Here is a 20,170-nt window from a genome sequence, read left to right as displayed (position 1 = left end):
GATTTGTGAAATGGGAAAAACGTAAAGGAAGCGAACCGGAAAAAAACACGCAACCTTTGTCCGATCCTGTTCAAAGCGGACGGATAGCACAGAAAAAATTGGTTTGCATCGGAACATCGACCGGAGGCCCGCGCGCCCTGCAAACCGTTCTTTCTTCCCTGCCCGGGAATTTGGAAGCGCCCGTTCTGGTTGTCCAGCATATGCCAAGCGGATTTACAAAGTCGCTTGCCAACCGGCTGAATGCCATTTCAAACATCAGGGTGAAAGAAGCCGAGGATGGCGAAATGCTCAAGCCGGGGGCGGTTTATATTGCGCCCGGGGACTTCCATATGGGCGTGGAGGCGCACGGCGCACATCTCTTTATCCAGCTTGAGCAATCCGCGCCGGTTAACGGGCACAGGCCGGCTGTGGATAAAACATTTGAATCGGTGAGCATGCTAAAAAACTATGAAACACTTGCCATCATCATGACCGGGATGGGTTCAGACGGAACAAAAGGTTTGATCGCCTTAAAGAATCGCGGGCACGTAAGAGCGATTGCCGAAGCGGAAGAAAGCTGCATCGTTTACGGCATGCCGAGAAGTGCCATTGCCGCGAAAGTGGTGGATGAAGTTTTGCCGCTGGAAAAAATTGCGGAGGCAATCATGAAATTTATTAGTGATTAGGGTGTGGTATAGATGGAAATGAGCCAGTACTTGGAAGTGTTTATTGAAGAAAGCAGGGAACATATCCAGTCGTTAAACGAAAATGTGCTGCTACTTGAAAAAAGCCCGGATGACTTGCAAATTGTCAATGAAATTTTCCGTTCCGCCCACACATTGAAAGGGATGTCGGCAACAATGGGGTATGAAGATCTCGCCAATCTGACCCATAAGATGGAAAATGTGCTTGATGCCATCCGGAACGGGAAGCTGTCTGTAACCCCGGACATTATCGATGTGATTTTTACTGCGGTGGACCATCTGGAAGCGATGGTGGAATCGGTTGCAAACGGTGGGGACGGCAAATTGGATGTGAGCGGGACGATCGCCCGCCTCGAAGCGGTAGATCATGGTTCAGCCGGAGAGAAGAAGACGGAGAAAGAAACTTCAGCTGCGACAGCGGAAAAGGCGGAAACAGAGGAAGACGAATTTGACCAGTACGAACAGGCCGTGATTGTTCAATCGGAAGAACAAGGGTACAACTGTTACCAGTTCACGGTAAAATTGCGCAGCGACTGCCTATTAAAAGCGGCGCGGGTATTCATGGTCTTTGATATCCTTGAAAAATGCGGCGAGATCATCCATTCCGATCCGCCGGCCGACCAGCTGGAAGAAGAACAGTTTGACAATGAATTTAAAGTGACACTGATCTCAAAAGAAGACAGGGAAGAGATTCGCGAAAAAATCTGCAAGGTGTCAGAGATTGAAGATGTTAAAGCAAGCACCGTGACTCTCACAAAGCAGGATGGGCGCGGTCAACACCCGGAAACGGCAGAATCGGAGAAACCGGCAGAACCAGAGCAGAAAAAACAGGCAGCACCGGACGCAGCGGAAAAGCATCCGCAAAAACCGGCAAAAAAGCATCCGCAAAAACAGAAACATACAACCAAGACGATCCGTGTGAACATCGAGCGGCTGGATAATCTGCTGAATCTATTTGAAGAGCTGGTCATTGACCGCGGGCGCCTCGAACAAATTGCAAAAGAAGTGAACCATCCGGAGCTCAATGAAACCGTTGAAAGGATGTCCAGAATTTCCGGCGACTTGCAAACGATTATTTTGAACATGCGGATGGTGCCGGTCGAAACGGTGTTTAACCGTTTTCCGCGGCTTGTCCGCCAGCTGGCAAGAGAATTGCACAAAAAAATGGATCTCGACATTATCGGCGCCGAAACAGAACTGGACCGCACCGTCATTGATGAAATCGGCGACCCGCTTGTCCATCTGATCCGGAATTCGTGCGACCACGGCATTGAACAGCCGGAAGAAAGAAAGCGGGCAGGGAAGCCGGAAACAGGAACCATTACGTTAAAAGCTTATCACAGCGGCAACCATGTGTTTATAGAAATTGAAGACGACGGCGCCGGCATTAACCGTGAAAAAGTGTTGGAAAAAGCCATTGAAAAAGGCATTGTCAAAAAGGAAGAAGCCGGCAGTTTAACAGACAGCCAGATTTATAACCTGATTTTTGAATCCGGTTTTTCAACCGCTGACCATGTATCCGATATTTCCGGCCGGGGTGTCGGGCTGGATGTGGTGAAATCAACCATTCAATCATTGGGCGGCTCGATTTCTGTCCATTCCGCAGAAGGGCGCGGGTCCGTCTTTACGATTCAGCTGCCGCTTACCTTATCGATCATTTCCGTCATGCTTGTGGAAATCGGGACGGAAAAATATGCTGTTCCGTTATCCTCTATTGTAGAGACGGCCATTATTAAGAAGGGCGAAATATTAAAAGCGCATCACCAAAAAGTGATCGATTTCCGGGGCAAAGTGGTGCCGCTTGTCTTTTTGAATGAAATATTTGAAGTTCCGGATGCAAAGCAAAATGATGAATATGTCTCCGTACTGATTGTGCGAAAAGGGGAAAAACTGGCTGCATTTGTGGTGGACGCCTTTATCGGCCAGCAGGAAATCGTATTAAAATCTTTAGGAAATTATTTAACGAATGTATTTGCCATATCAGGCGCCACCATTCTTGGAAACGGCCAGGTTGCCCTTATCATCGACAGCAATGCGCTGATCAAATAGAAAACAAGGCGCTTGCCGCCCATTTCATTGCCCAGGAAAGAGGTTGAGATCGTTGGAGAAAGTGATCGTATTTCAGTTGAATGATAAAGAGTATGCCCTGCCGGTTACGCAGGTTTTGGCCATTGAAAAGCTGCAGCATATTACAAGAGTGCCGCTTACCGCTCCTTTTATACTTGGCGTGATGAATTTACGCGGTATCATTATTCCGGTCATTGATCTGAAAAAACGGTTTGGCATGGAGGATGACACGGACGCTGATAAGGAGGAACGCAAGCTGATCATCGTCCGGTTTGGAGAAATTGAAACGGGCCTGCTTGTGGACGAGGCGACGGATGTTCTGGATATCGACGAAAAAAAAGTGGAACCCGAGCCGGAAGTGGTAAACGCGGGCAAAGAGGACTTTATTTCCGGTGTGGCGAATATAAACCAGAGGCTTTTGCTGCTGCTTGATTTAGAAAAAACTTTAACGCCATTACAATAGGGGTATTTTAAATGGATATTAAAAATAAAATCACAAATCTTCACCTTGATGTCTTAAAAGAAATCGGGAATATCGGAGCGGGACATGCCGCAACGGCGCTTTCCAAATTGCTGCATAAAAAAATCAAAATGACGGTCCCGGATGTCCATATTGCCTCCTTTGAAGAAATTATGGAGCTGATCGGCGGCGCTGAGCTCGTTGTGGTGAGCGTGTTTTTGCGGATTGAAGGCGATGCGCCCGGCAATATTTTTTTCATCGTGCCGGTTGCCCAGGGCGAAAGATTCATTAAAGAAATGATCGAGGATCCGTCGTTCTCCTTTGAAAAGCCGCCATACCCGGAGCTCGGGCTGTCGGCGATGCTGGAACTGGGCAATATTTTGTCGGGGTCTTATTTAACGGCGCTTTCCGATTTTACGAAGCTGGATATGCTGCCTTCCGTCCCGGCACTCAGCATTGATATGTTCGGTTCCATTATCAGCTATGGTTTGATTGAACTGTCCCAGGTCAGCGATTATGCCATCGTGATTGATACAGTGCTGAGCGATGAGCAGGCGGAAAATTCCGATATGAAGGGGCATTTTTTCCTCTTTCCGGATCCGGATTCTTATGAAATCCTATTCCGTGCGCTAAGGGTTGAATTAGATGGATAGCGAAATGAACATTGTCAAAGTGGGCATTGCGGAAATGAAGATCGTCACTTCTCCCGGCCTGATCAGGACAACCGGGCTTGGCTCATGCGTTGGCGTCGTTTTGTACGATTTGCCGGCTAAAACAGCCGGGCTTGCCCATGTAATGCTGCCTTCATCCTTCATTGCGAAGAATGGAGAGCATATGAATAAAGCAAAATTTGCGGATACCGCTATTTTTGAACTGATCGGCATGCTGAAAAGCGCAGGCTGCCACCAGAGCAGACTGCTAGCAAAAATCGCCGGCGGAGCCGAAATGTTTTCTTTTTCTTCCATGAATGAAGCGATGCGGATCGGGCCGCGCAATGTCGAGGCTGTAAAACAGGAACTGAAAAAGTACCGCATTCAATTGGTGGCCGTAGATACCGGGGGAAATAGCGGCCGCACGATTGAATTTAACCCGGGAAATGCCGTACTGACCGTGAGAACGGTCAACCAGGGTTCTGTCGAAATATGACGAGGCCGCCCCTTTGTTTTCGGGAAAAGCGATGGCAACAAGGAGGGATGCGATATGGCGGAGGAGCCAAAACAGGGTGAGGAGCAGAAAGATTGGGATTTGTGGCTTAAATCCCGTGATCCGGAAGCCGGAAATGCCCTTGTGAAAAGATATATGCCGCTTGTTTCTTTCCATGTCCAAAGAATTGCCGCCGGGCTTCCCCGCAACGTGTCAAAAGAGGATTTAAAAAGCCTTGGCATGTTCGGGCTTTTGGATTCATTAAACAAATTTGATCCGTCCCGCGAACTGAGATTTGATACATATGCTTCTTTTCGGATCCGCGGCGCGATTTTGGACGGCCTGCGGAAAGAAGACTGGCTGTCAAGAGGCACAAGGGAAAAAGCGAAAAAAATTGAAAGCGCCATTGAAAGTCTCGAGCAGAAATACTTGCGCACCGTTTCTCCAAAAGAAGTCGCTTTGGAGCTTGGCATGGAAGAAACGGAAGTCTGCACAACGATGAATGAACAGTTTTTTGCCAATGTCCTGTCGATTGAAGAAACGGGCACCGATAATGATGAACCGGAAGCAGCATCCCGGTTCGTGTCCGGGGACAGGAATGCCGGCCAGCCGGAATCCGAGCTGGAAAAAAAGGAAACCGTAAAGGAACTGGCGGAGGCCATCCGTGCCCTGTCGGAAAAAGAGCAGCTTGTGCTGAGCCTCTTTTATCAGGAAGAATGCACGCTGACAGAAATCGGCGAAGTGATGGGGCTTTCCACTTCCCGGATTTCCCAGATCCATTCGAAGGCCATTTACAAACTGCGGAATATTTTGGAAAAACGGCTGCTGTAATCAGAGGGGGTGAATCAAACGGTTATTTTTTTCCTCATTCTTTCTTTCCTATTTAATGTGCTCTCCATTTTTGCCATCATCCTGCTCTATTTACGGCAAAACCGCTTTGCCCGGGCAGAACAAAACGTCAATAAAATGGTGAAAGAAATTGAAGACATCTTTTCCGTATACCTGATGGAGTTAAAAGAAGAAAACGATGCTTTCATCAAAAAAATGAAAGCAGGCAGGATGAAAGAGGCAAGCCCGGGGGAAAAAGCAGGGCCGGAAACGGGACAGCCGGGTTCGGAAACAAAACAACCGCCTGAGACAGAAGAAACAGCGGAACTGAAGTCAGATGCGCTCATCCAGGTATCCGCAAACCGGGCGTACCGGAATGCGGCCCGGCAAATTTCAGGGGAACAAAGCGATGGGCAGCTTCAGGAAGAAAAAAGCCTTTTGCAAAAAGTGAATGATTTGCAACAAAACGGGTATACTGTTGATGAAATTGCCCAAAAATTAAATAAAGGCCGCACGGAAATCGAGCTGCTTCTCAAATTTCAGACAGGACGCGGATAATGCTTGATTCGCATTTTTTTTTATGGTATAGTAATCGTTGGTGTTATCACACACGCTTCATGATTTAAAGGACGGTGCTGCTTTTAAGCGGTCTCCTTTTGAAAAGGATTGGGGCGGAGGAAAAAAACCATAGGAGGAAATAAAATGTCAGTAATCTCAATGAAACAACTGCTCGAAGCCGGTGTCCATTTCGGCCACCAGACGCGCCGCTGGAACCCGAAAATGAAAAAATACATTTTCACGGAACGGAACGGCATCTATATTATTGACCTGCAAAAAACGGTCAAAAAAGTAGAAGAAGCTTATAACTTTGTAAAAGATCTTGCAGGCAACGGCGGAAATATTCTGTTCGTCGGCACGAAAAAACAGGCGCAGGAATCCGTTAAAGATGAAGCGGAACGTTCCGGCATGTTTTACGTGAACCACCGCTGGCTTGGCGGAACCTTAACCAACTTTGAAACGATCCAAAAACGGATTGACCGTTTGAAACAAATCGAAAAAATGGAAGAAGACGGCACATTTGATGTCCTTCCGAAAAAAGAAGTCGTCCAGTTGAAAAAAGAACACGACCGTTTGGTGAAATTCCTTGGCGGCATTAAAGATATGCGGAACCTGCCGGATGCATTGTTTGTAATCGATCCGCGCAAAGAACGCATCGCGGTAGCGGAAGCAAGAAAATTAAACATTCCGATTATCGGGATTGTGGATACAAACTGCGATCCGGATGAAATTGACTATGTCATTCCGGCAAACGATGATGCGATCCGTGCGGTCAAACTTTTGACCAGCAAAATGGCGGATGCTATTGTGGAAGCAAAACAGGGCGAAGAAGGTGCCGCTGAAGTTCCGGCCGAATCCGGCGAAACAGCGGGCACGGAAGAAACGACTGTCGAAGCCTGATCCGTTTTCCGGCCGGGGTTTGACAGCGGCCGCACCTTACCCAAAATATCCCAATAAAAAAGGTGATAAGAAGGTTTGTGCTTATCACCTTTTTTTAGGGAGACGTACATAAACTTGAAGGAGGAAATCCGATGGCAATTACAGCTCAAATGGTGAAAGAACTTCGTGAAAAAACCGGCGCAGGCATGATGGATTGCAAAAAAGCGCTGACGGAAACGAACGGCGATATGGAAAAAGCGGTGGACTATCTTCGTGAAAAAGGGATCGCAAAAGCGGCGAAAAAGGCAGACCGCGTTGCTGCAGAAGGAACCACTTACGTATTAAGCGAAGGCAACCACGCCGTCATTCTCGAAGTCAATGCCGAAACAGACTTTGTTGCAAAAAATGCAGAATTCCAAAACCTTGTAAAAGAAATCGCTGAACATTTGCTTCAAAGCAAACCGGCCGATCTGGATGCCGCTTTACAATCAACAATGGCAAACGGATCGACTGTCAATGATTTTATTACACAGGCGATTTCCAAAATCGGTGAAAAAATTTCGCTCCGCCGTTTTGCCCTGAAAACGAAAACGGATAACGGTGCGTTCGGCGAATACCTCCACATGGGCGGCCGTATCGGTGTGCTCACTGTTCTTGAAGGCACAACCGATGCTTCTGTTGCAAAAGACGTTGCCCTTCATGTTGCAGCGATGAATCCGAAATACATCTCCCGCGACCAGGTTTCGGAAGAAGAAGTGGCCCATGAACGCGAAGTATTAAAACAACAGGCGCTGAACGAAGGCAAACCGGAAAAGATTGTGGAAAAAATGGTGGAAGGACGCTTGAAGAAATACTTCGAGGAAATTTGTGTGGCAGACCAGGCGTTTGTCAAAAATCCGGATCAAACGGTTGGGCAGTTCGTCGCTTCCCATAATGCAAAAGTGGCAGATTTTGTCCGTTATGAAGTCGGCGAAGGCATTGAAAAACGCCAGGAAAACTTTGCTGAAGAAGTCATGAATCAAGTGAAGAAAAACTAGTTTTAAAAGGGGAACACAGTGTGTTCCTCTTTTTAAAAGAAGGCAGGATTTTAACCTTGCAAAAAAAACGCCCCGTTTACCGGCAAAGATGGACCGGGGCAATTTTACATAACCATATTGGAGGTTCAAAATGGACACCCCTAAATATAAACGTGTCGTATTGAAATTAAGTGGTGAGGCATTGGCTGGAGAGCAGGGCTTTGGTATTCATCCGACGGTCATCCAGTCCGTCGCGCGGCAAGTAAAAGAAATTGTCGAGCTTGGCGTTGAAGTGGCGATTGTCGTCGGCGGCGGCAATATTTGGCGCGGCAAGATCGGCAGCCAGATGGGAATGGACAGGGCAACGGCTGATTATATGGGCATGCTCGCCACGGTCATGAATGCAATGGCCCTTCAGGACAGCCTGGAACAGAGCGACGTGGAAACACGCGTGCAGACTTCCATTGATATGCGCCAGGTGGCAGAACCTTATATCAGAAGGCGGGCCATCCGCCATCTGGAAAAGGGTCGTGTCGTTATTTTTGCCGCCGGTACGGGCAACCCGTTTTTCTCCACCGATACGACCGCCGCGCTGCGTGCAGCAGAAATTGAAGCCGATGTCATTTTAATGGCAAAAAATAATGTGGACGGTGTTTATTCTGCCGATCCGAAACTGGACAAAGATGCTGTGAAATATGAAGAGCTTTCATATCTGGATGTCATCAAAGACGGCCTCGCTGTCATGGACTCCACCGCGTCCTCTTTATGTATGGACAATGACATCCCGCTTATAGTATTCTCAATTATGGAGGAAGGAAACATCAAACGCGCCGTCTTGGGCGAAACCATTGGGACAATCGTTAGGGGGAAAATATGATGGCAAATCAGGTCATTGACACTGCAAAAGATAAAATGGCAAAAGCAATCCAGGCTTTTCAGCGCGAACTCGGCTCCATCCGTGCGGGGCGTGCAAACGCGGCCCTGCTCGATAAAATCACGATAGATTACTACGGCGCTAGGACACCTGTAAACCAGCTTGCGTCCATTTCCGTGCCGGAAGCGCGCCTGATGGTGATCCAGCCGTATGATAAAACGGTGCTGGGTGAAATTGAAAGGGCCATTTTAAAATCGGATCTCGGCCTTACGCCGAATAATGACGGTTCCGTAATCCGCCTTTCCATCCCGCCTTTAACGGAAGAACGTAGAAAAGAACTGGTGAAGCTCATCAAAAAAGAAGCGGAAGAAGCAAAAGTTGCCATCCGTAACGTGCGCCGTGATGCCAATGATGAACTGAAAAAGCAGGAGAAAAACGGTGAGATTACAGAAGATGAGCATCGTGGTTTCGCGGAAGACGTTCAGAAAATCACCGACCAGCACATTCAAAAAATCGATAAAATGACAAAAACAAAAGAGCAGGAAATTATGGAAGTCTGACTGCCGGACAAAAAACTTCCGTTGGCAAGCGGCCGATGGAAGTTTTTTATTATGTTATCAGTGCGCGCTTTTCCCGGGAGCATGGAATGTTCCGGTTCTAAAATCCTGTCATATTGCCGGAAAATGGGGCTACACACGCGTTTAAAAGGGGATACAAAGCCGGTTTTCCATACACCCCCAAACCAAATGGCCGGATCGTTTAAAAAACAGAACTACACAAACGCATCCATTTTCTCTATAATAGAGGTTGGCAAATGGAATACAAAGGTCATACCACTTTTGCCGGAAACGACTGAACACGTATGGCCGCGGTACCGTGCATAAAGTTGCAGGCGGATACCATTTGGAGGGCAAATGTGCATATGAATTTAAAAAGATGGAAATCTTTCGATAAAGAAGGCCGCGACACGACAACCCGCGGCGAAAAAGTGAAAGCTGCCGCCATCCCGGAACATGTCGCCATCATCATGGACGGCAACGGAAGATGGGCGAAAAAACGCCATTTGCCGCGGGTGGCCGGCCATCACGAAGGCATGAAAACCGTCCGGAAAATTACCCGTATCGCCAACCGGCTCGGAATCAAAGTATTGACGCTGTATGCTTTTTCAACAGAAAACTGGAAACGGCCAAAATTAGAAGTGGAATACTTAATGAAGCTGCCGGAAGAATTTTTATCCACTTATCTTCCCGAGCTGAAAGCGGAAAATGTGAAAGTGCAGATGATGGGGTGCAAAGAAAAAATCCCGCTTCATACTCAAAGGGCCATCAATAAAGCGATCAGTGAAACGGCGCAAAACGACGGGCTGATTCTCAATTTTGCGTTGAACTACGGGAGCAGGGATGAAATTATGCGCGCCGTGAGAAATATTTTAATGGATGTAAAAAATGGTATAATGAATGAAAACGAGCTGACCGAGGAAGTGTTCCACCAGTACTTAATGACGCACGGCCTGCAGGACCCCGACCTTTTAATCCGGACGAGCGGGGAAATCCGGCTCAGCAATTTTATGTTGTGGCAGCTGGCGTATACGGAGTTTGTGTTTACCGATGTGTTATGGCCGGATTTTAATGAGGAACATTTTTTAAGTGCGATTGAAGAATATCAAAAACGTTCCCGAAGATACGGCGGTTTAAAAAGTGAGGAGCAGTCTGAATGAAGCAAAGAATCATTACAGCCATCGTGGCAGCAGCTTTTTTTATTCCTTTTGTGATATACGGGAGATGGCCGTTTGCGCTGCTCGTGTATGCCATGGCGACCGTTGCGCTATACGAGCTGTTGCGGATGGGAAAACAGTCATTTTTTTCCTTTGGCGGCCTCCTTTCCGTCCTGCTGCTTTGGCTGATTTTATTTCCATCAAAGTATATGCATGTCATCGCACAAACAGGCTTTTCAAAGCTTGAATTGGTGTATATGATCGTGCTGCTTTTTCTTGCCTACATGGTGGTGACGAAAAACCGGTTTACATTTGAGCAGGCTGGTTTCCACATTTTGTCCGCCATCTACGTTGGCATCGGCTTTTATTATTTTATTGAAACAAGAAATGCGCCAGATGCGGGCATAACCTATATTTTTTACGCCCTGTTTCTCATTTGGGCAACGGATTCCGGCGCTTATTTCGTCGGACGGGCTTTTGGAAAGCATAAGCTGTGGCCAGAGATCAGCCCGAATAAAACGGTTGAAGGCGCGCTTGGCGGCGTACTGTGTGCGGTCATTGTTGCTGTGCTGTTTTTTTTCTATTCCAATATCGGCCTCGGGCTCGGGCGGCTCATGGTGTCCACGGTCGTCCTCTCCGTTTTCGGCCAGATCGGGGATTTGGTGGAATCCGCGTATAAACGGCATTACGGGGTAAAAGACGCAGGGAAAATCCTGCCCGGGCACGGCGGCATTTTGGACCGCTTTGACAGTTTATTGTTTGTCCTCCCGCTTATCCATTTTTTAAAAATGATGGCGGGATAGAAAAAGAGGTGGATAGCATTGAAGCAAATCAGCTTATTGGGGGCGACGGGCTCCATTGGTACACAAACGCTGGATGTGATCCGGAACCATCCGGAAGCATTCCGGCTCGCGGCCTTTTCAGCAGGGAGAAATCTCAATTTAACGAGGAAAATTATTTCGGAGTTTCATCCGGCGCTTGTCTCTGTCGCTGACAAAGAAGACTGTGCCCGGCTGAAAACCGAATTCGGGGACAGCCCGGTTGTGCTCTACGGGGAAAAAGGGATGGTCGAAACGGCGGTATATGCCGAATCGGATATTTTGGTCAATGCGGTGCTTGGCAGTGTCGGGCTGTTGCCGACTTTGGAGGCGATCCGGGCGGGGAAAACTGTTGCGATCGCCAATAAAGAAACGCTCGTCACAGCCGGTCATCTCGTGATGAATGCAGCAAGGCGCGCCGGCACTGAGATTCTTCCGATTGACAGTGAGCATTCCGCCATTTTTCAATGTTTGCAAGGGGAAAACCAGGATGAGATCGAACGACTCATCATCACCGCATCCGGCGGCAGTTTCCGTGATTATACAAGGGAACAGCTTGAAACCGTCACCGTAAAAGATGCGCTGAACCACCCGAATTGGTCGATGGGCGCCAAAATCACGGTTGATTCGGCAACAATGATGAATAAAGGGCTCGAAGTCATTGAAGCACACTGGCTGTTCGGCCTTCCCTTTGAAAAAATTGATACTATCCTGCACCGCGAAAGCATCATCCACTCTCTCGTCGAATTCCGTGACAGCAGCGTAAAGGCGCAGCTCGGGATGCCCGATATGCGCATCCCGATTCAATATGCGCTCGGATTTCCAAAAAGGTTGCCGCTACCGGATGCAAAGCGGCTCGATTTGGCGGAAATCGGCCGGCTTCATTTTGAAAAAATGGATGAAGAACGCTTTTACTGCCTGAAACTTGCCTATGAAGCCGGAAAAGCCGGCGGATCGATGCCGGCCGTGCTGAATGCGGCCAATGAGGTGGCGGTCCATGCCTTTTTGCAGGAAAAAATTTCGTTTTTGCAAATTGATCAGTTGATTGAAAAGGCGCTTGCAAGGCATAATGTAATTATACACCCTGATTTGGAAACGATCTGGGCCGTTGACCGTGAGACGCGGGACTATGTGGCCTCGCTCATATAAGCGGGAGCTTGCCCGGAGTTCCTGAAAAAGGCGGAGACTATTTTAAAGTAAGGTGGTATTCATTTGACGACAGTTATAGCCTTTATTTTGATTTTTGGTTCACTTGTCATTTTCCATGAAGCCGGGCATTTCTTTGTTGCCAAAAAAGCCGGGATTTTATGCCGCGAATTTGCGATCGGATTCGGCCCGAAGATCCTTTCGTTTAAGAAAAACGAAACGCAGTATACCGTCCGCCTGCTTCCGATCGGCGGATACGTACGGATGGCGGGGGAAGACCCGGATATGCCGGAGTTGAAGCCAGGCCAGCGGGTTGGGCTGCTTTTCGATGAAAACGAAGCCGTTGAAAAAATCGTGGTGAACGGAAAAGACCGGTATACCGGATTGCGCATGATTGAAACGGAATCTGCAGATCTGGAACGTGCGCTTGTAATCAAAGGCTATGAAGAAGGCGATGATGAACACCTCCGGACGTTTAAAGTGAAAAGGGATGCCGTGCTTGTCGAAGACCGGATGGAAATGCAAATCGCGCCTTGGGACCGCCAGTTTGCCTCCAAATCGCTTGGGAAGCGGGCGCTCACGATTTTTGCGGGCCCGCTCATGAATTTCGTTCTGGCAGCCCTTGTCTTTACCCTTATGGCCGTGGTGCAGGGGGTGCCGATGACCGATCCGGTGCTCGGAACGGTTGTCAAGGACAGTGCTGCGGCAAAGGCCGGGCTGCATAAAGGGGATACAGTGATCAGCATTGACGGTGCCGAAATCTCGACGTGGAATGACATTGTCGACGTGATCCAAAAACACCCTGATGAAAAAATTACGTTTACAGTGGAACGGAACGGCAAAACAATGGACATTCCGGTGACGCCAAAAAGCATTTCAGAGGACGGGAAGACCATCGGGAGAATCGGCGTGACCAGCCCGGTTGACCATTCCCCGCTGAAAGTAGCCACGTACGGCATTACACAGACATACGTTTGGACGGTGGAAATTTTTAAACTGCTTGGCCACCTGATCAGCGGCGGCTTTTCCATTGATATGCTGTCAGGCCCTGTCGGCATTTACAAATCAACAGAGACCGTCGCCAAGTCGGGCATCATTTATTTGTTTAAATGGGCAGGATTGTTGAGCATCAACATCGGGATTATGAACCTGCTCCCGCTGCCGGCTTTAGATGGCGGCAGGCTGCTGTTTTTCGGCATCGAAGCATTGCGGGGCAAACCGATTGACCGGCAAAAAGAAGGCATCGTCCATTTTATCGGTTTTGCGCTCCTGATGCTGTTGATGATTATTGTCACCTGGAATGATATCCAAAGATTTTTCCTGTAAAGTTTCCGGTTTCGAGGGGGTTCCAGCGGGCCCTGTTGCAAAAGGGCCTGCTTCCTTACCTGCTTTACGGAGACGGTTATAAAATGGATTTGCATTTTTGATCCGCCATTAGCCCGGTTTGGCCCGCTCGTCTTCACAAGCAACGCCAAATCTTCGTATTTTTACCGTGCGGATCCCTTTTAAAATCTGCATTTCTAGCACCCTGGCCCGGCTTTTGATTTACAATCTCTTACCATCCAACCTTGGACCTGGTTTGCTGAATCGGGGGAATAGAAACGAAGGAACGTAATCAACGCGACTGATCTATAATAAATGAATACGGGAGTGCGATGTATGAAACAGAGCAAATTGTTTATTCCGACATTGCGGGACGTACCGGCAGAAGCCGAGGTGAAAAGCCATCAGCTGCTGCTCCGTGCCGGTTACATACGGCAAATTGCAAGCGGTGTTTATACGTATTTGCCGCTCGCGAAAAAAGTCTTACATAAAATTGAAGCGATTATCCGCGAAGAATTGGAAGCTATCGGTTCCATGGAATTGCTGATGCCGTCCCTCCAGCCGGCGGAATTGTGGCAGGAATCGGGGCGCTGGTATTCTTACGGGCCGGATTTGATGCGCCTTAAGGACCGGCATGAACGGGACTTTGCGCTCGGGCCGACGCATGAAGAAGTGATCACAAGTTTAATTCGGAACGAAGTAAAATCGTATAAACGCCTGCCGCTTTCTTTATACCAAATTCAAACGAAATTTCGGGATGAAAAGCGCCCGCGTTTCGGCTTGCTGCGCGGACGGGAATTCATCATGAAAGACGCGTATTCTTTCCATGCCAACAAAGAGAGCCTTGATGAGACGTATAAGGATATGTATCGGGCTTATACCAATATATTCTCGCGGTGCAAACTGGATTTCCGCGCCGTATTGGCGGACTCGGGCGCGATCGGCGGGAAAGATACGCAGGAGTTTATGGTGCTGTCTGAAATCGGGGAAGACACCATTGCGTATTCCGACTCATCCGATTATGCGGCAAATATTGAAATGGCGGAAGTGAAGACCGTTTACACAAAGCCGGATGAAGCGGAAAAACCGCTCGAAAAAATTCCGACCCCGGGGCAAAGAACGATCGCGCAAATTGCGGACTTTCTAAAGGCAGATCCTGAAAAATGCCTGAAGACCCTTGTGCTGAAAGCGGATGATGAATATGTCATTGTGCTGGTCAGGGGCGATCATGACGTAAATGAAGTCAAAGTCAAACATCTTCTCGGTTCTGAAACGATTGAAATGGCAGATCCGGAAGCCATCAAGTCGATCATGGGGGCGGATCCCGGTTCGCTCGGCCCTGTCGGCGCGCCGGAACAGATCCGGATTTTGGCCGATCACGCCGTCCGCTATGTAGTCAACGGCATTTGCGGTGCCAATGAGAATGACTTCCACTATGTGAATGCGAATCCGGAGAGGGATTACCGCGTCGATCTATACGGGGATCTCCGCAATATCCAGGAAGGCGACCCGTCACCGGACGGAAAGGGAACGATCCGGTTTGCACGCGGCATAGAGGTCGGGCATATTTTCAAACTCGGCACAAAATACAGTGAGGCCATGCACGCCGCCTTTTTAGACGAAAACGGCAGGGAGCAGGTCATGTTGATGGGGTGTTACGGGATTGGTGTCTCCCGCACTTTAACAGCAGTGTGCGAACAGCATAACGATGATAAAGGGCTTGTTTGGCCTGTCAATCTGGCGCCGTTTGACGTGCATCTCGTTCCGGTAAATATGAAGGATGCCCAACAATCCGCCCTTGCAGAATCGCTCCATGCGGAACTTGAAAAGCAGTTTACCGTCTTGATGGATGACAGAAACGAGCGCCCGGGTGTGAAATTTGCGGATTCCGACCTGATCGGCCTGCCTGTCCGGGTAACCGTCGGGAAAAAAGCGGCGGAAGGCATCGTCGAAGTGAAAATCAGAAAAACCGGGGAAGTGCTCGAAGTGAAAAAAGAGGATTTGGCCGAGACAATTTCTAATATTTTAGCACAACTTGCTTCATGACAGGGGCATCGGCTTACCGGCCGGTGCTTCTCTTCTTTTCCTGCAAAAAAGAGGCAGAAAATGTTTTGCCTGGAAAATTTCAACACCCGAACCTTTCAACACTACCGGGAAAAATTCCGGAAAGATTGCATTCGGGACGCTTGTTTTTTAAGATAAAGATAGATTGAATGAAAAAGGATGGGAGAGGACAAGATGATTGAAAATCCCGCCGGAAAGAAAGAAAGGTTCCAGATTTTGCTCCGGCAGCTGGAACTGCTTGATGACAGGTTTTACGAGCATTTTAAATACGGAGAAATTGAAAAACTAGTTGTGGAACGCCAGTCAAAGCGATGGCATTTTTATTTTTTGCTCGAAAAAATTCTCCCCTTTGAAGTGTACTTGACATTTACAACCCGTTTGCGCCAGGCTTTTCAGCATATTGCCGACGTCCGTTTTTCAATCCGGGCGAAAGACCCTTCTTTTGGGCCGGCGCTGATTGCCGATTACTGGAAAGCGTGCCTAGGAGAACTGGAAGGCATGTCGCCGATGCTTTTGTCCCTACTTGCGGAGCAGGTGCCGTCACTTTCCGGCAATAAGCTGGTGGTAACCGGCCGCAATGAACCGGAAGCAGCGACATTAAAACAAAAATACGGGGAATGGATCGTCCGTTTTTACGAACGGGCCGGTTTTCCGCAGCTGATGTTTGACACGGAAATTTCGGCGGCACCTGAAGCAAGTGAAGCATACGCCAAATTTATGGAAGAAAAGAAAAAAGAAGATGAGGAACGGGCAAAACAGGCCGTTCTCGAAATGCAGAAGCACGTGAATGAGCAACAGAGCGGGGAAGAAACGCACGACGCGGGACCGCTTATGATCGGGCTGAGAATCCCGCCCGATGATGATATCCGCCGCCTTTCCGAGATTGTTGATGAAGAACGGCGGATTACGGTGGAAGGCTATGTGTTTGACGTCGAAACGAAAGAACTGCGCAGCGGGCGGACGCTTTTGACGTTAAAAATCACCGATTATACGAGCTCCATTCTCGTGAAGATGTTTTCGCGGGATAAGGAAGATGCCGCACAATTTGCCCGCGTGAAGAAAGGGATGTGGCTGCGTGCGCGCGGCAGCATCCAGAACGATACGTTTGTCCGTGATCTGGTCATGATCGCCAACGATCTTTCTGAAGTAGCCCCGCGCGTCCGGAAAGACCATGCGCCGGAAAATGAGAAGCGGGTCGAACTCCATCTCCATACGCCGATGAGCCAGATGGATGCGGTCACTTCCGCGTCTACCCTTGTCGCCCAGGCAAAAAAATGGGGCCATCCGGCGATTGCGATCACAGACCACGCCGTCGCGCAAAGTTTTCCGGAAGCTTACAGCGCCGGCAAAAAGAACGGTATAAAAGTCATCTTCGGCGTTGAAGCCAATCTTGTCGACGACGGGGTGCCGATTGCCTATAATGATGCGCACGTCCACCTTGATGAAGCGACATATGTCGTCTTTGACGTTGAAACAACGGGATTATCTGCCGTTTATGATACGATCATCGAAATCGCTGCGGTGAAAATCCAAGACGGCGAAGTGGTCGATACGTTTGAACGGTTTGCCAATCCCGGACGTCCGCTGTCCAATACGATTATTGAGCTGACCCATATTACCGACGATATGTTAAAAGATGCGCCGGACATTTCCGAAGTGTTGAAAGAATACAATGAATGGATTGGCGACGCGGTGCTTGTAGCCCACAATGCTTCGTTCGACATCGGGTTTTTAAACGTTGGCCTGAAAAAAGCCGGGCTGCCGAAATCCAATAACCCCGTCATTGATACGCTCGAACTCGGACGGTTTTTATATCCGGATTTCAAAAACTACCGGCTGAACACGCTCGCGAAAAAATTCAATGTGGAACTGACCCAGCACCACCGCGCAATCTACGATACGGAAGCAACAGGACAAATCTTTTTAAAAATGCTGAAAGACGCCCGTAACCGGGGGATCACATACCATGACGAGCTGAACCAGTATATGGGGGAAGGCGGCGCGTACAAGCGGGCGCGCCCGTCGCACTGCACGCTGCTTGTCCGGACGCAGGAAGGCTTGAAAAATTTATTTAAACTGATTTCTCTTTCCCATATCGATTACTTTTACCGTGTGCCGCGTATTCCGCGTTCCGAGCTGCAAAAGTACCGGGAAGGCATTCTCGTCGGGTCCGGCTGTGACAAAGGCGAAGTATTTGAAGGCATGATGCAGAAAGATCCGGCGGAAGTAGAGGAGATCGCCCGCTTTTATGATTATCTTGAAGTCCATCCGAAAGAAGTGTACGCCCCGCTCATCGACCAGGAACTGATAAGGGATGAAAAGGCGCTTGAAGAAATCATCACGAAAATCGTCAGGCTCGGGGAAAAATTAAATCTGCCGGTTGTCGCAACAGGCAATGTCCATTATTTAAACCCCGAAGACAAAATTTACCGGAAAATCCTGATCAGCTCCCAGGGCGGTGCCAATCCGCTGAACCGGCACCGGCTGCCGGACGTGCATTTCCGCACGACGGATGAAATGCTTGCATGCTTCTCGTTTTTAGGCGAAGAAAAGGCAAAAGAAATCGTGGTTGACAACACGAATAAAATTGCCGGCTTAATCGAGGACGTCAAGCCGGTAAAAGATGAGTTGTACACGCCGAAAATTGAAGGGGCGGAAGAAGAAATCCGCGAGCAAAGCTATAAGCGCGCGAAAAGGATTTACGGGGATCCACTTCCCGAAATTGTCGAAGCACGGCTTGAAAAAGAGCTAAAAAGCATTATTGGTCACGGATTTGCGGTCATTTATCTGATTGCCCATAAACTTGTCAAGAAATCATTGAATGACGGTTACCTTGTCGGTTCGCGGGGGTCTGTCGGCTCTTCGCTTGTTGCAACGATGACGGAAATCACCGAAGTCAACCCGCTCCCACCGCATTATGTGTGCCCGAACTGCAAGCATTCCGAGTTTTTCAATGACGGTTCGGTCGGTTCCGGTTTTGACCTGCCGGATAAAAACTGCCCGGCGTGCGGAGCAAAATACAAAAAAGACGGCCATGATATTCCGTTTGAAACGTTCCTTGGCTTTAAAGGGGACAAGGTGCCGGATATTGACCTGAACTTTTCGGGTGATTACCAGCCGCGCGCCCACGCCTATACAAAAGTGCTGTTCGGCGAAGAGTATGTATACCGTGCCGGCACGATCGGCACGGTTGCGGAAAAAACGGCCTACGGCTATGTAAAAGGGTATGCCCAGGACCATAATCTGACATTCCGGAGCGCTGAAATTGACCGGCTTGTCCAAGGCTGCACCGGGGTGAAACGGACGACCGGCCAGCATCCGGGCGGCATTATCGTCGTCCCGGATTATATGGATATATACGATTTTACGCCGATCCAGTATCCGGCGGACGATCACAATTCGGAATGGCGGACAACGCATTTTGATTTCCACTCGATCCACGATAATATTTTGAAGCTTGATATACTCGGGCACGATGATCCGACCGTCATCCGCATGCTCCAGGACTTAAGCGGGATTGACCCGAAAACGATCCCGACCGATGACCCGGAAGTGATGAAAATTTTCAGCGGGCCGGAACCGCTCGGGGTTACGGAAGAGCAGATTATGTGCAAAACCGGCACGCTCGGCATTCCGGAATTTGGCACAAAGTTTGTGCGCCAGATGCTGGAAGATACAAAACCGACGACTTTTGCCGAACTGGTCCAGATTTCAGGGCTTTCGCACGGAACGGACGTATGGCTCGGCAACGCCCAGGAACTGATCCAAAACGGCACCTGCACCCTGCCTGAAGTAATCGGCTGCCGGGACGATATTATGGTCTATTTAATCTATCAGGGCTTAGAGCCGTCCCTTGCTTTTAAAATTATGGAATCGGTACGGAAAGGGAAAGGGCTCACGCCTGAAATGGAAGAAGAAATGATCAAGCAAAACGTGCCAAATTGGTATATTGAATCGTGCAAAAAGATTAAATACATGTTCCCGAAAGCCCACGCCACCGCCTATGTGCTGATGGCGGTAAGGATCGCTTACTTCAAGGTGTACCATCCGCTGATCTACTATGCGACGTATTTTACGGTGCGCGCGGAGGATTTCGATCTCGATGTCATGATCCACGGTTCGAATTCCATCAAGGCAAAAATCAGTGAAATTAATGCAAAAGGGATGGACGCATCGGCGAAGGAGAAAAGTTTGCTGACCGTGCTCGAACTGGCGCTTGAAATGACGGCGCGCGGCTTCCGCTTCCAGCCGATTGATTTGTACCGGTCGGAAGCAGACAAGTTTGTCATTGACGGCGATTCGCTCATTCCGCCGTTTAATGCGATTCCGGGTCTTGGTACAAACGCTGCGGTCAATATCGTAAAAGCGCGCGAAGAAGGTGAATTCCTTTCAAAAGAAGACTTGCAGCGCCGCGGAAAAGTCTCCAAAACGATTATGGAATACCTTGACGGGCACGGCTGCTTAGAGTCGCTGCCGGAGCAGAACCAGCTGTCGCTTTTCTAAATACGGGTTAAGGCCCGCTGTTTGCTTTTTTTTGCCTGTTATGGTATAGTTTTTTATGGAAATACTACGGATAAACGCTCGTGCGAAAGAGTGG

General features: G+C 48.8%; 17 protein-coding genes. All 17 read left to right on the top strand.

The annotated features are described in order from the left end of the window. Nucleotides 1-5: 5 nt before the first annotated feature. The 17 genes from P9687_RS12830 to P9687_RS12750 all read left to right on the top strand — a co-directional run bounded on the left by P9687_RS12830 (nt 6) and on the right by P9687_RS12750 (nt 20,076). Nucleotides 6-665 carry a CheB methylesterase domain-containing protein gene (locus P9687_RS12830; RefSeq protein ID WP_014095434.1) on the top strand — a complete coding sequence of 220 codons (660 nt, stop codon included), beginning with the start codon at nt 6-8 and terminating at the stop codon, nt 663-665. A 12-nt stretch (nt 666-677) separates the two neighbouring features. Next, nucleotides 678-2,732: a chemotaxis protein CheA gene (locus tag P9687_RS12825; RefSeq protein ID WP_014095433.1), complete on the top strand. Its 2,055-nt coding sequence runs from the start codon at nt 678-680 to the stop codon at nt 2,730-2,732. Nucleotides 2,733-2,784: 52 nt separating this feature from the next. After that, a complete protein-coding gene (locus tag P9687_RS12820; protein ID WP_017551531.1) occupies nt 2,785-3,213 on the top strand; it encodes a chemotaxis protein CheW in 429 nt (142 codons plus the stop codon). Between the two features lie 11 nt (nt 3,214-3,224). Then, entirely contained in the window at nt 3,225-3,863 is a 639-nt protein-coding gene (locus P9687_RS12815; RefSeq protein ID WP_014095431.1) for a chemotaxis protein CheC, read from the top strand. Beyond that, nucleotides 3,856-4,356, top strand: a complete 501-nt coding sequence (locus P9687_RS12810; RefSeq protein WP_328228902.1) for a chemotaxis protein CheD — start codon at nt 3,856-3,858, stop codon at nt 4,354-4,356. Before P9687_RS12815 ends, P9687_RS12810 begins: the two co-directional genes overlap by 8 nt. Before the next feature lie 54 nt (nt 4,357-4,410). Next, nucleotides 4,411-5,184: a FliA/WhiG family RNA polymerase sigma factor gene (locus tag P9687_RS12805; protein WP_014095429.1), complete on the top strand. Its 774-nt coding sequence runs from the start codon at nt 4,411-4,413 to the stop codon at nt 5,182-5,184. 9 nt (nt 5,185-5,193) lie between these two features. Further along, nucleotides 5,194-5,739, top strand: a complete 546-nt coding sequence (locus tag P9687_RS12800; RefSeq protein WP_061565825.1) for a hypothetical protein — start codon at nt 5,194-5,196, stop codon at nt 5,737-5,739. Between the two features lie 144 nt (nt 5,740-5,883). Then, entirely contained in the window at nt 5,884-6,639 is a 756-nt protein-coding gene (gene rpsB / locus P9687_RS12795) for a 30S ribosomal protein S2 (protein ID WP_328228529.1), read from the top strand. Between the two features lie 131 nt (nt 6,640-6,770). After that, nucleotides 6,771-7,655, top strand: coding sequence for a translation elongation factor Ts (gene tsf, locus P9687_RS12790; RefSeq protein ID WP_014095426.1), 885 nt, complete (start codon nt 6,771-6,773; stop codon nt 7,653-7,655). Between the two features lie 130 nt (nt 7,656-7,785). Then, nucleotides 7,786-8,511: a UMP kinase gene (gene pyrH / locus P9687_RS12785; RefSeq protein ID WP_014095425.1), complete on the top strand. Its 726-nt coding sequence runs from the start codon at nt 7,786-7,788 to the stop codon at nt 8,509-8,511. Beyond that, nucleotides 8,511-9,068 carry a ribosome recycling factor gene (gene frr, locus P9687_RS12780; protein WP_026104623.1) on the top strand — a complete coding sequence of 186 codons (558 nt, stop codon included), beginning with the start codon at nt 8,511-8,513 and terminating at the stop codon, nt 9,066-9,068. The genes pyrH and frr overlap by 1 nt, the downstream gene beginning before the upstream one ends. Before the next feature lie 362 nt (nt 9,069-9,430). Further along, on the top strand, nt 9,431-10,225 hold the full coding sequence (locus P9687_RS12775) for an isoprenyl transferase (RefSeq protein ID WP_014095423.1): 795 nt from the start codon (nt 9,431-9,433) through the stop codon (nt 10,223-10,225). Further along, nucleotides 10,222-11,025, top strand: a complete 804-nt coding sequence (locus P9687_RS12770; RefSeq protein WP_014095422.1) for a phosphatidate cytidylyltransferase — start codon at nt 10,222-10,224, stop codon at nt 11,023-11,025. Before P9687_RS12775 ends, P9687_RS12770 begins: the two co-directional genes overlap by 4 nt. Nucleotides 11,026-11,043: 18 nt before the next feature. After that, nucleotides 11,044-12,189: a 1-deoxy-D-xylulose-5-phosphate reductoisomerase gene (locus P9687_RS12765; protein ID WP_061565824.1), complete on the top strand. Its 1,146-nt coding sequence runs from the start codon at nt 11,044-11,046 to the stop codon at nt 12,187-12,189. Between the two features lie 63 nt (nt 12,190-12,252). Then, nucleotides 12,253-13,512, top strand: coding sequence for an RIP metalloprotease RseP (gene rseP / locus P9687_RS12760; RefSeq protein WP_014095420.1), 1,260 nt, complete (start codon nt 12,253-12,255; stop codon nt 13,510-13,512). Nucleotides 13,513-13,845: 333 nt separating this feature from the next. Further along, a complete protein-coding gene (locus P9687_RS12755; protein ID WP_014095419.1) occupies nt 13,846-15,555 on the top strand; it encodes a proline--tRNA ligase in 1,710 nt (569 codons plus the stop codon). A gap of 192 nt (nt 15,556-15,747) precedes the next feature. After that, nucleotides 15,748-20,076, top strand: a complete 4,329-nt coding sequence (locus P9687_RS12750; RefSeq protein WP_035181738.1) for a PolC-type DNA polymerase III — start codon at nt 15,748-15,750, stop codon at nt 20,074-20,076. Nucleotides 20,077-20,170 lie beyond the last annotated feature (94 nt).

The organism is Weizmannia sp. CD-2023, from assembly GCF_036225245.1.
In the GTDB taxonomy this organism is placed as follows: domain Bacteria; phylum Bacillota; class Bacilli; order Bacillales; family Bacillaceae_C; genus Weizmannia; species Weizmannia faecalis.
This window is presented reverse-complemented; position numbering and strand designations above follow the sequence as displayed.

Bases quoted from the DNA above. Each gene is read 5' to 3' on its own strand.
- P9687_RS12825 (WP_014095433.1), top strand. From the start codon at position 678: ATGGAAATGAGCCAGTACTTGGAAGTGTTTATTGAAGAAAGCAGGGAA.
- P9687_RS12815 (WP_014095431.1), top strand. From the start codon at position 3,225: ATGGATATTAAAAATAAAATCACAAATCTTCACCTTGATGTCTTAAAA.
- P9687_RS12810 (WP_328228902.1), top strand. From the start codon at position 3,856: ATGGATAGCGAAATGAACATTGTCAAAGTGGGCATTGCGGAAATGAAG.
- P9687_RS12805 (WP_014095429.1), top strand. From the start codon at position 4,411: ATGGCGGAGGAGCCAAAACAGGGTGAGGAGCAGAAAGATTGGGATTTG.
- rpsB (WP_328228529.1), top strand. From the start codon at position 5,884: ATGTCAGTAATCTCAATGAAACAACTGCTCGAAGCCGGTGTCCATTTC.
- tsf (WP_014095426.1), top strand. From the start codon at position 6,771: ATGGCAATTACAGCTCAAATGGTGAAAGAACTTCGTGAAAAAACCGGC.
- pyrH (WP_014095425.1), top strand. From the start codon at position 7,786: ATGGACACCCCTAAATATAAACGTGTCGTATTGAAATTAAGTGGTGAG.
- frr (WP_026104623.1), top strand. From the start codon at position 8,511: ATGGCAAATCAGGTCATTGACACTGCAAAAGATAAAATGGCAAAAGCA.
- P9687_RS12775 (WP_014095423.1), top strand. From the start codon at position 9,431: ATGAATTTAAAAAGATGGAAATCTTTCGATAAAGAAGGCCGCGACACG.
- P9687_RS12770 (WP_014095422.1), top strand. From the start codon at position 10,222: ATGAAGCAAAGAATCATTACAGCCATCGTGGCAGCAGCTTTTTTTATT.
- P9687_RS12755 (WP_014095419.1), top strand. From the start codon at position 13,846: ATGAAACAGAGCAAATTGTTTATTCCGACATTGCGGGACGTACCGGCA.
- P9687_RS12750 (WP_035181738.1), top strand. From the start codon at position 15,748: ATGATTGAAAATCCCGCCGGAAAGAAAGAAAGGTTCCAGATTTTGCTC.